This window comes from Flavicella sp. (genome assembly GCF_029238425.1).
Classification (GTDB): Bacteria; Bacteroidota; Bacteroidia; order Flavobacteriales; family Flavobacteriaceae; genus Flavicella.
On sequence record NZ_JAQWGB010000174.1, the window covers coordinates 20,475 to 32,533 of the forward strand.

6 protein-coding genes and 1 pseudogene are annotated in these 12,059 nt (G+C 34.0%); all 7 read right to left on the reverse strand.

Going from position 1 to position 12,059, the window contains the following annotated elements:
• Positions 1-26: 26 nt before the first annotated feature.
• Positions 27-1,472, reverse strand: coding sequence for a RagB/SusD family nutrient uptake outer membrane protein (locus P8H68_RS12110; protein WP_300325516.1), 1,446 nt, complete (start codon positions 1,470-1,472; stop codon positions 27-29).
• A gap of 12 nt (positions 1,473-1,484) precedes the next feature.
• Positions 1,485-4,613, reverse strand: a complete 3,129-nt coding sequence (locus P8H68_RS12115; protein WP_300325519.1) for a TonB-dependent receptor — start codon at positions 4,611-4,613, stop codon at positions 1,485-1,487.
• Between the two features lie 380 nt (positions 4,614-4,993).
• A complete protein-coding gene (locus tag P8H68_RS12120) occupies positions 4,994-5,818 on the reverse strand; it encodes a hypothetical protein (protein ID WP_300325522.1) in 825 nt (274 codons plus the stop codon).
• Between the two features lie 153 nt (positions 5,819-5,971).
• Positions 5,972-7,504 carry a RagB/SusD family nutrient uptake outer membrane protein gene (locus P8H68_RS12125; protein WP_300325525.1) on the reverse strand — a complete coding sequence of 511 codons (1,533 nt, stop codon included), beginning with the start codon at positions 7,502-7,504 and terminating at the stop codon, positions 5,972-5,974.
• A 23-nt stretch (positions 7,505-7,527) separates the two neighbouring features.
• Positions 7,528-10,587 (reverse strand): TonB-dependent receptor, encoded by a 3,060-nt coding sequence (locus P8H68_RS12130; protein ID WP_300325528.1) that lies wholly within the window; start codon positions 10,585-10,587, stop codon positions 7,528-7,530.
• Between the two features lie 479 nt (positions 10,588-11,066).
• Positions 11,067-11,441 (reverse strand): cupin domain-containing protein, encoded by a 375-nt coding sequence (locus P8H68_RS12135; protein WP_300325531.1) that lies wholly within the window; start codon positions 11,439-11,441, stop codon positions 11,067-11,069.
• A 21-nt stretch (positions 11,442-11,462) separates the two neighbouring features.
• Positions 11,463-12,059: pseudogene (locus tag P8H68_RS12140) on the reverse strand (heparinase); the annotation flags it as partial.

Here is a 12,059-nt window from a genome sequence, read left to right on the forward strand (position 1 = left end):
TTATACGTAAACTGTTAGAAATAAATCTACCTCCAGTTAATGTTTTGAATCAACGCTGGTTCTCCATTTGTGTTCAATGGACTTAAGTTAATTTCTCTTAAAGGGATTGGTAAGGTAGCATCAAAAGCGTTGAAGTTATATCCATTTGCTTCTGCAAATGCTGATAAAATTTCAGTTGCAACTCCAAAACGTTTTAAGTCAAACATTCTTTGGTTTTCAGAAAAGAATTCAAATCGTCTTTCGGCAATTAGTTCGTCTTTAGTAACGGTAGTTACAGCAGTTAAACCAGCTCTAGTTCTCAATTTATTATAGTTGTCACCCCAAGTTCCAGAAATGGTTACGACATCCGTTCCAGCCATATTAGCTTCGGCGTACATCATTACAACATCAGCATATCTCAATACGATAAAATCTGTTCCAGCTTGTTCGTCATCTGCACTATTTGTATAATGTTTTGCTGTTTGATATTTATCCTCAGTATCGTCGCTATCGATGTCGAATAAACCACGGTTAGTACCTCCAAAGTTTGTTAATTTGGCATGTAAATCTGTAGTTAGATAGTTTAGTCCACTTGAGTTACCAGTAGCAGCGAATTCAGCAGAATAGTTTTGACTGTCGTTTGCAGTATCGTCTTCAAATCCAATTGCAAAAATAATTTCGTCATTCAATTCATTAGTTGGATCAAATACATCTGCATAGATGTCTAACAATACATAACTGGTAGCTACTTGATCTAAATGAACCAATGCTTCTGCATAATCAGGGTTATCTAAAGTCATATAAACTTTTGCTAACATGGCATGAGCAGCACTTTTTGAAGCTCTTGATTTAAAAGTATCATCTAAACCTTCCGTTGCTTTTACAAAATCTGCGATAATAAAATCGTAAATCTTGTTTTCTGAAACTCTGGTAAATTGAATCGCTTTTTCATCTTCTGTCAATACGTGATCTACTAATGGTAAACCTAAGTTTTCAACATCCTCTCCATACATACGGATAAGATTGAAATAAGCATAAGCTCTTAAAAATCTAGCTTCTGATTCAATTTTCTCGAAAGAAGCTTCTGGCTCTAGGGTTTTCATAGCATCCAAAACAACGTTTGCTAAATAGATAACTCTATACATACTAGAGTAGTAATTTGCAGAGATCCCGTTGTTCGCTCTTACAGAAAAATTTTCGAATTGACCCGCATCCGCCGAATCATTCGCATCAGGAGAACGTGTGTTACTGTTGTCAGATAACATTTCTGTTACGTAAAATTCAACCTGAACACCTCTGTTGTCGTTTAATTGATTTGTGTTTACTCCTTGAAGAGCGTCGTAGATTGCGATTAATCCCAATTCTAATTCCTCAGGTGTTTGGTAAAAGTCTTCTGTCTTAATAGCAGAATCCGGATCTGGATTAAGAAAATCCGAGCATGAATTAAGTAGAATACTTAAAAATACGATTGTTATATATTTTGAATATCTCATTATTTATTTTTTTTAAAAATCAATATTAACTCCTAAAGAAACTGTGCTAGTTATTGGTGATCCACCACGTTGGTATCCGTATTGAGTAGGACTCGTTTTGTCTAGAGCCTCTGGATTCCAACCTGTGTAGTTGTCAGCTGTAAAATATAGAAGGTTTTGACCCGTTGCATATACTTTAATATTAGAAATTCCGTCTAATTTAGATAATACACCTTGTGGCAAGTTGTAACCTATATTGATATTTCTAAGGGCAATGTACGATGCATCTTGAATGATGCTATTTGTGTAAATTTTCTCGACAATAAATTCACTGTCAACCGTATTTTTAATTTGGTCAAATGCTGTATGGTTGAACATGTATTGATCTGCAATATTTCTTACTTCAGCTCCATGACTTCCTTGGAACATAAAAGCAAAACTTACGTTTCCATAGTTGAATTCATTTGAAAAACTCCAGATGAATTTTGGATAAGGATCTCCCAATTCTGTTTTATCTTCTTCATCTAAAACACCATCACCGTTTAAATCTTTCACATATACAACTCCAGTTTCTTGACCTACATGTCTAAAGAAGTTTGTTGAGCTGAACTCGTCAAGAGGAACCTCTCTATCCACTACATAACCGTAGAATGAAGAAATAGGCAATCCTTCTGTGTTGATCCATTCCGTTGGCCTTTTGTTGTCAATTGTAGTAATTTGACCATTTGAAGCGGCAAAATCTACTAAGGTATTTTCATTTGTTGTTAATAAAACTGTTGAATTCCAAGAGAATTTTTCAGTTCTAATATTTTTTGTTCTTAATTCAAATTCCCATCCTTGATTCTTAACTTTTCCAATGTTGGCTAATGAATTAGAATATCCTGATGTTGCTGAGATAGGATTGTTTAATAACAATTGGTCACTTGTTCTTTGGTACCAGTCAATAGAACCAGTAATTCTATTATTAAAAAGTCCAAAATCAACTCCAGGGTTAATTTCAATTAGACGTTCCCATCTTAATTCTGGGTTTCCAATATTTACTGGAGAATAACCAGATTGAATTTTTCCTTCTGAAGCATAACTCACATTAGAAACTAAGTTCAAGCTAGGGTAGTAGTCTACCAAAATGTTTCCTGTACTAAGTTGAGAAGTACTTCCTTGCGCATCCGGATCAACACTACCAGTATTTAATCTATCATTTCCTGTTACACCGTAACTTGCTCTGAACTTCAATCTAGAAATTACATCTGTATCTTCTAAAAAGTCTTCTTGATCGATATTCCATCCAATAGAGGCTGCAGGGAAATTACCGTATTTGTATTTAGAACCAAAAATTGAACTACCGTCTCTTCTTACACTTAAACTTACTAAGTATTTATTATTGTAAGCGTAGTTGAATCTAGAGATAAAAGAAACCCCTCTTTTTGTCCATTCAAAACCTTGAGCGTTTGAAGCAATTGGAGCATTTGAAAGTTGTTGAATTTTGTCATTCACAATTCCAATTCCTCTAATTGAAGTATAGAAATAATCTCTTTTCTCAATTGAGTTACCCAAAGTAATTCCAAAATCGTGTTTTCCAAAGATTTTATTATAGTTTAAAAAGTTGTCAAAAATAAAGTATTGGTCTCTTTGAGTAATTTCATCGATATAAGCATCCGTAGTCTCTCTACGAGCTAAAGTTCCTAAATAATCTTTACGTTGCGTGTCTTGTAAAGAAACAGATAAAGAAGATTTGAATTTCAAACCATCCATAATTTTGTATTGACCATACACATTACTGAATAATTTGAATTTATTATCTGTTCTTTCTCTTTCTGTAACCCTTGCATAAGGATTCTGGTTACTTGAATTTCCTAGGTTACTAGTCAATTCTTCTTCGTAAATACCATCTCCATCTAAATCAGTGAATTCAAAATGACGCATTTGAGCATAATCACCTACTTGCACATCTGAGAATGAACCATTAGGATCGATATAATTTAAAGTATGTTCTGTGTGGTAGATTGGCAACCAAGGCATATGTCTGGCAACATTATGAATGTTTTCAGAGAATCTTTTTCTAACCGTATAACTTGGTGAGAAATTCATTCCAGCAGATAATTTTTTATTGATTTTAAAATCAACTTTTAATCTTGCTCCGAATTTTTCATAGTTGTCTAACAATAAAACACCTTCATCATTAGAATAGTTCAAACTTGAGGCATATTTTACTTTATCATTTCCTCCTCTAATAGAAAGAGAATGATTGGTAATAGCACCACTTCCAATAAATACATCTTGCCAGCTTCTGTCGGTACCAGTTGATAAACCAAATTTTGTATAGTCAGAAATTTCAAGACCTAAGTCTTGTTGCTTTTTAGCCCAACTAGCAACAGTTTGTCCGTACGCTTCACTTTTTCTTCCAGTTTTAATACCTGTATAAGTAGAGTAGTTGATTCTTGTTTTACCATCGATTCCAGATTTCATAGTAATCATGATAATACCATTTGAACCTTTAGAACCAAATATAGAAGAAGAAGCAGCATCTTTAAGAATTTCAAAAGATTCTACGTCGTTCATATTTAAAGATCCTAAAAAATCAGAATCAACAATGATTCCATCTACAACAATAAGAGGAGTAGAGTCACCCGCCATAGATCCAGTACCTCTAATAGTAATGGTTGGAGCTGCACCCGCTTCTCCATCAGTAGCTTGAATGTTTACACCGGAAACTTGTCCAATCAAGGCATCATCAACCCTTGTGACTGCGATTTCGTCCAATGTTTCGTTTTTAACTTGAGAAATAGCCCCTGTTAAGTGTGATTTTTTCTGAGTACCATATCCTATAACTACAACTTCATCTAATGCAGAAACATCTTCTTGCAATACGATATTTAAAGTTGTTTGATCGTCGATAATTACGGTTTGTGATACATATCCTACATATGAAAATTGTAGGACGTCACCACTTTTTGCTTGAATTTCGAAAGCACCGTCAAAATCCGTTGTTACCCCTCTATTAGATTTAACTACGACTACATTGATACCAGGAATAGGCACATTGTCAGTTGCGGATAGCACCGTCCCTGTGATGGTGTTTTCTTGTGCGAATAACGCAACGTTAAGCAACAGAACTACTGAGAGCACTAGTTTTGTTTTAAGATTTTTTATTGATTTTTTCATGTTTAAATTGTTAGTTTAATAAGCACAACACTGTTGCATTGCTAAGGTTATTGTGTTTTTAATTTTTTCTTTTTAAAAAGAACAACAACATTGTTTCTTATTTTCGATAAGAAATTGTTCTAGGAGTAAAAAAGTTAATTGGAAAAGGGAATGGTTTTAGGCATAATATATTGGTTTTTTTTGGTTGTCCAAACTGGAAAACCAATTTGGTTTACCAAAAATAAGGTATTATGACTGTAAAAAAAAATATTTTAACAAAAAAATATAGTTTTGAATGTGCATTTCTATAAAAAGATAAGAATAATTTGTGAATTATCATTCTTGGTTTCTTTCAAAAAGTTAGAAATTCAAAGGGTGGTGAGTTTTTGACAGGTTGTTTTCTATTCTGATAGAGTGTTATGAGTCTCTAACCAGACTTCTCCTTTTTTATCTCTAAAAAAATCCATCCATACATAATACATAGTTTCATTTTTGTCGACAGTAACGGAGTGATTAGATCCAAGTGGGATATGTAATAATGAATATTCAGGGAATTTTATGCGAGCGTCATCTGCAAAAACGGTTACATTATTTTTATTCAAGCCTAGAAAAAGTTGTTCTAACATTCCGTGTTCATGAGCACCGACTTTATCAGGACCAGTTGTTTGCACTGTACCCATAGCAATTCTTGGGATGTATTTGTTTGGAAGTATAGTTCTGCTAACGGTATTTGGACTTTTAATGGGTTCCGTATAGGCCTCACAATCTGTGAATTTTTTAAAGTATACTTTGTCAATGTTTTTTGTGGGAAATGCTTCAAGATCTAGAATATCTTGTTCTGTTAATTTGCTCTCTATTCTTAGAAAATGTAAGGTGTCATTTTTTGTTGGTTGAATGCTTAGGTTTTTAAAAGCATTTGGTAAAAGAATGGATTCAGGTACAACAGGATAAGTGTTTTCTTTAATCGATACGATTCCTGTCCCTTTTACAAATAGATAAACGAATTTAGAACCACCATCTAATTGCTCCTCCAAAGTTTTATTGGTAATTGAAAATTGTTTTACGATGATTCCTTTGATCTCGTTTTCTAGTAAAATTTTGGAATATAGACTTTGATTAGGACTAAGGTCTACATTTAATTTTTCTAAAGGGATTTCTTGACTGAAACTATTGAAGAAAGAACTTAGAATTCCAAAAAGAATAATATGTGATGATTGAATTTTCATGCTTGTAAATGTTTAAATAAAAAACACGGATCTTATGCGGACCCGTGTTCTAATGAAACTAACTTAAATTGCTATGAATCAAACAAATTATATGAGAGATGTTTGAACTTGGACCCTGTTAAAGAGTCCAAGATTTTTGAATTTTATTTTAGATTAGTATGGGTTTTGAGATAGATTAGGATTGGCCTCAATTTCTGTGTTAGGAATTGGCATAAGATAATCTACAGTTGCATCCCATCCTACTTTGGCTCCTTCGTAACCTGAAGCAGAGAATACTTGATCTCCTAATTGTCTTCTTGCAATTGTATACCATCTTTTACATTCAAAAGCTAGTTCAATTCTACGTTCTTCAATTACATCATCAACAGTAACTGTTGCAAGGTCAGCAGGTACTGTACTTGGGGCAAAAGTCATTGGTACGTCTGCTCCAGTTTTGTAATCTCCACCTAACCTAGCTCTTGCTCTCACTTGGTTAACATATCCAGTTGCAGTTCCTGCATCTCCTGTTTCAACTGCTGCTTCAGCCGCAATTAATAACAACTCAGCATAACGCATCATAGAATAGTTATGGCTTGTTGCTCTACCACTACCACGGGCAAAGAAACCAGGGTAACGTGCATATTTAGCAATGTAAGGAGTGTTTCTTGCATGCTCATGTCCACTAATAGTAAAGTTATTGTAATCAACTAATACACCACCAATATTTGCTTCTTGGTCAAAACTTACTTCAGTTCTATAATCTAATGGATCGAAAGATGCGAATACATCTTCTGTAGGCACTGCTACAGACCATCCACCACCATCATTTCTATCATCTCCTCTAATACCAGCCATTGGCGCAATTTGATCATAAGCATTATCAGATGCTTCAACACCGTTGTAGTCAAGTGCGAAAATTGGTTCTGGAGAGGCATCAATTGCGTCTGCATTAAACAAGTTTTGGAAGTTTGTATCCAAAGAATAATTTCCTAAATTGATAACTTTTTGAGCATATGTCAATGCAGTTGTGAAGTCTGGAGAATTTGGAGTGTTTCCGGCTCTTGTTAAATATACTAAAGCTAAGTATGAAGAAGCTGCTCCCGCTGAAGGAATCGAAGCCGCGTTTGTTGTAGCTGGTAAATTAGCTTCAGCGAATTCTAAATCTGAAATAATTCCAGCATATACATCACTAGCAGGTGTGCTAGAGATTGTCAAGGCAGCATCAATATCACTAACAGGTTCTGTTAAATATGGGATTGCTCCAAACTGTCTTACTAAATGAAAATAGTAAAAAGCTCTCATAAAGTATGCTTGAGCAACTACTTCGTCTTTGTTCGCATCTGTTAATGATTCAGCACCTTTAATAGCAAAGTTTGCTGCTGTAATTCCCTGGTAACTTTTTATCCAATATTCAGATATCATTCCATTAGTGGGTAATGTTGTAAGTTGATCCATTTCAACTCTTCTTTCTTGTGTAGATTGAAGATTTACCATATCTGAACGCAACATCAAGGCGATAGAAAGTTTTCTACCCCAGAATTTCTCATTAATTGCAGCAGTCTTAGATCCCTCAATTGCTGTTTGTAGATCTTGAGATGTTTGAAAGAATCCATCAGGAGCTAGTGTCCCTAAAGGTTTTTCAACCAAGTCAGTACACCCTACTATTGATAATCCAACCAATAATAATATATATTTATATTTTTTCATATCTAATGTGTTTTAAACGGTTATTAAAATTTCAAGTTTAGGCTAAATGTAACAGATTTTACCGTTGGATAATTTCCAAAATCAAATCCATTAACAGTGTTTGTGGACTGGTTGTTGTTTCCTGCTGAACCAAAGAAGTTTACCTCAGGATCTAATCCTGAATATTTAGTAAATGTCAATAGGTTCTGCGCACTTACAGCTAATCTAATATTTTCAATACCAATTTTTTCGTATACATTTCTTGGTAGGTTGTATCCTAATGCTATATTTTTCAATCTAATATAACTTCCATCTTCTACGAAACGAGAAGAAATTTCTCTGTTACTATTGTTTCCAACACGTGGTTGATCTGTGTTTGTATTTGTTGGAGTCCAAGCATTGTTGAAATAATCTTGTGTAGTGTTAGAGTCACCGTTCGTTAACTGTACGTTTGTTAAGTTCATGATTTCACCACCTGAAGAACCTTGGAAAAAGATATTCAAATCAAAATCTTTATATACGAAATTGTTTGTGAAACCCCAGTTAAAATCTGCATTAGGGTTACCGATAATTGTTCTGTCTTCATCAGTAATAGCACCATCTCCATCAATGTCAACAAATAAAGGATCACCGTCAACAGTGGTACCTGTTCTACCTGCCATTCCATCAGGAGTAGCTCCATTTTTCACACCTGCATATTCAAGTCCCCAGAATAATCCAACTTCTTCACCTACTCTCATTATAGTACTTCTGTCATGACTAAAGTAACTTGGAGTTCCGTCATCAAAGAAATCTGCATCATTAACTAATTTCAATACCTTACTTTTGTTAGCAGAGATATTAAAATCTGTTGTCCATCTAAAGTTTTCATTAGAAATATTTCTTGTGTTGATAGAAATTTCAAAACCTGAGTTATTGATCTCACCTAAGTTTCCAAGAATTTCATCATTTAAGTATCCTGCGTATGCCGGGATACCAGAATTAGGTAAAATCAAATCTTTTGTGTCGATTGTATAGTAGTCAACAGATAAGTTAATATTGTTGTTTAAGAATCCGAAATCTACACCGATATTAGTTTGGTAAGAAGTCTCCCATTTCAAGTTTTCGTTTGCTGGTTGTTCAGCAGTAACTGCTGGAACAGTTTCACCTTCACTAGAAGCATATAATGTAGATAACAATGCTAATGATTGGTATGCGGCAATAGATGGGTTACCAGTTAAACCATAACTAGCTCTTAACTTTAAGTTAGATATAGTTTTGTTTTCTTTTAAGAACTCTTCATTAGAAATTTTCCATCCTAAAGCTGCAGAAGGGAACGTTGCATATTTATAGTTCTCAGAGAAGTTAGATGCACCATCACGTCTTACTGTTGCCGTAATTAAATACTTATCGTTCAAATCATAGTTTAACCTTCCAAATACCGATTGGATTTCTACTTCAGTATATTGAGATTCAGGTTGTAAAAACCCTGTAGAACTTTCCAATCCGTAGTATAAGAATGAATCAGAAATGAACCCTGTTCCTTGTGCTAATGAACGTTCTGTTAAATTTCTTTGGTAAGAGAAACCTGCTAACGCAGTAAGTTTACCTTTACCAATTTCTTTATTATAAGTTAAGTAGTTCTCAGTTAATGCTGTGGAACGTTTCCAGTTCTCAACACTTGCTCTACCACTTACAGCCGAAGCAGAAACAATCAACGTAGATGGAACATAGATTCCTTGCATTGTGTTTCTTGTACTTAAACCAAATGTAGTTTTGAAAGTAAGATCTTCAATAATTTCATACTCTAAGTATGCATTTGCTCTAAATTCATCTTCTTTAGTATTGTCAGTTCTTTGCGACGCTACCGCATATGGATTATCAACTGGGTCACCAATTTGATCATTTGTTGAAAAATTTCCGTCTGTATCTGTAATGTCTTTAGTAGGGTCAAATCTCATAGCTAATGAAATTGCATCATCACCACCACCACCAACACCATTGGCACCAGTAGATTGAGTTGCAACACCTTTCTTAGTTGACTTACTTCCGTAAAGATTCAAACCTAATTTTAATTTACTAGTAACCTGAGCATCAAGGTTACTTAAGAATGTTGCTTTTTCAAAACCAGAGTTGATCAAGACACCATCTTGTTTGTAGTAATTTCCTGAAGCGTAGAAGTTAGATTTAGCTGTTCCACCAGAAAAAGATAATGTATGGTTTTGTGTATTACCAGTTCTATAAATTAAATCTTGCCAGTCAGTGTCAAATCCACTGTCGTTATAAGGAGTATTGTTACCGTTGTTAGTTCTGATTTGTTGTTGGTATGTTACAAAATCTTCAGCATTCAATAAATCTAATTTATTAGCAGTGTTTTGTACAGAATAAGAACTGTTTAATTCAACAGTAATTTTACCTTGTCTACCTTTTTTCGTAGTAACTAAAATTACACCATTAGATCCTCTAGATCCATAAATAGCTGTTGCAGATGCATCCTTTAATACTTCCATAGATTGGATGTCCGCTGCTTGAGGCATTGTACCTCCAACGAAACCATCTACAACCACAAGAGGAGAACTACTAGCAGAGATTGAAGTATTACCTCTAATCTTAATACTAATAGGTGCACCTGGCTCACCACCATTATTAGATTGTACAACAACTCCCGCTGCTCTACCTTGTAGTGCTTGTGATGCGTCTGCTACTGGGAATGCATTTAATTCTTCAGATTTTACTGAAGATACAGATCCTGTAATGTCGCTCTTTTTTCTAGCACCATATCCTACAACCACAACCTCGTCTAATTCGTTAGAATCTTCTTCTAATGAAATGTTTAAGGTGGTTTGATTAGATACCGAAATCGTTTTCGTAACGAATCCTAAAAAAGAAAATGATATTTTACTTCCTTCTGGTGCGTTGATTTGATAATTACCATCGAAGTCTGTGGTAGTACCATTTGAAGTTCCAACAACAATAACATTAACTCCTGGTATTGGAGCGTTGTCAGTTGAAGAGGTAATTTTCCCTGAAATCTCCTGGTTACTCTGGGCGATTAAAGCGATGTTGGTTAACAAAAATGCCGTAAATAGCAGCTTTGTTTTACAAAAGTTTAGTGTTTTTTTCATGTTTAAAGTGTTAGTTAGTTTAGTACGTTAGGTACTATTTTGTTAAAAAGATGTAGATCTAGTATCTTTCACTTTACGCAATAACAATGACTCATTGCAAAATGTTTTTTGTATTTTTGCAAAATGTTGTTGTGTATAATGATAACATGTAATCGGATTTACTTCCCTCCAAAGAAGTGTCCTAATAAGAGGATGGGCGTGCACCCATCCTTTTTTTTTGTTAAGGTTTGTTCATTTATTAGTGGTTTAGATTAGTTGTTTATTGCTGGTTGTTCGTGGTTTTCCAAAGTGGGAAACCAAATTGGTTTACCAAATGTATGATAATATAATCTTAAATCAAAAAAAATTAACAAATATTTATCTAAAAACTATTTGTCAATGCTAAAACTCATTACACATAAAAGCATATTTATATGCTTATGTATGGTTTTTTCTTAAATGAAGCAATTCATAGCTCTTTAAATACCTTGTTACTTTATTTAGTTTTTGTCACCAAAATAAGAAACACCATCTCCACTTAAAAAATCTTCTCTAACAGGACTGAACGTATCGATAAGTTCTCCTGCTTCCAAACATACTGCGCTATGCCATAAATTCGGCTCTATATAAACACCGTCTCCTGCTTCTACAATTTTCTTTTCACCATCTATTTCAAATTCAAATTTACCTGAAGCACAGAAAGTTGCTTGTGTATGAAAATGTTGATGAGGAGCTCCTAAAGCACCTTTTTCAAACTTTACTCTTACCATCATGATTTGGTTGTCGTATCCTAAAAATTTTCTAGATACTCCACCACCAAGTTCTTTCCAGTCAATTTCTTTTGTGTGGATGTATTTTTCACTTAGTCTTTTCATTCTTTATTTTATTTGGGTTAATTATTTATAGTAATAGGGTCCAGACCATTCATAGGTGTTATTGTTGATTTTTAATGTATGAATGGTTTCTTTGTCAGTGTTTTGATTGGTAGTTATAAATAATTTTGTCTTCCCATTGACTGTTGATATTGAAATTACAGAGTATTTTTGAGAATCCAAAATGATTTCTATTTCGTCAATATTACTTTTAGAGTTTACAGCAGACTCTGTAACAGGACTGTAGTTTCCGTGAGATTCTATAACTGAAATGAAAGTCGTGTTTTTTGCATTGTCTCTTCTTAGTATGAAAGAAGGGTCTCTACGCAAATTAAAATCGGGATCGTTTGCTCCGATTCTGGTGAAGAGAAGTTTGTCATTGTTTTTTGTAACCGTTGTTAACGTATAGAATTTATGATTATGAAACCAAGAAAACTTACTGTTCTTGTTTTGTGAGTCTCCAGTTGCTTCCAAAAACAAATGTTGATACCCGTTTTTAGAACCCAATGGCTTTAAATTTTTAGCTATTGTATAGTCAAAATTTGTACTTAAAACTTGTCCAAAATAATAGATAGGTAAATCGTATCTATTGGCTTTCTCAGATTTTATTTTCATAATATC

Bases quoted from the DNA above. Each gene is read 5' to 3' on its own strand.
- P8H68_RS12110 (WP_300325516.1), bottom strand. From the start codon at position 1,472: ATGAGATATTCAAAATATATAACAATCGTATTTTTAAGTATTCTACTT.
- P8H68_RS12115 (WP_300325519.1), bottom strand. From the start codon at position 4,613: ATGAAAAAATCAATAAAAAATCTTAAAACAAAACTAGTGCTCTCAGTA.
- P8H68_RS12120 (WP_300325522.1), bottom strand. From the start codon at position 5,818: ATGAAAATTCAATCATCACATATTATTCTTTTTGGAATTCTAAGTTCT.
- P8H68_RS12125 (WP_300325525.1), bottom strand. From the start codon at position 7,504: ATGAAAAAATATAAATATATATTATTATTGGTTGGATTATCAATAGTA.
- P8H68_RS12130 (WP_300325528.1), bottom strand. From the start codon at position 10,587: ATGAAAAAAACACTAAACTTTTGTAAAACAAAGCTGCTATTTACGGCA.
- P8H68_RS12135 (WP_300325531.1), bottom strand. From the start codon at position 11,441: ATGAAAAGACTAAGTGAAAAATACATCCACACAAAAGAAATTGACTGG.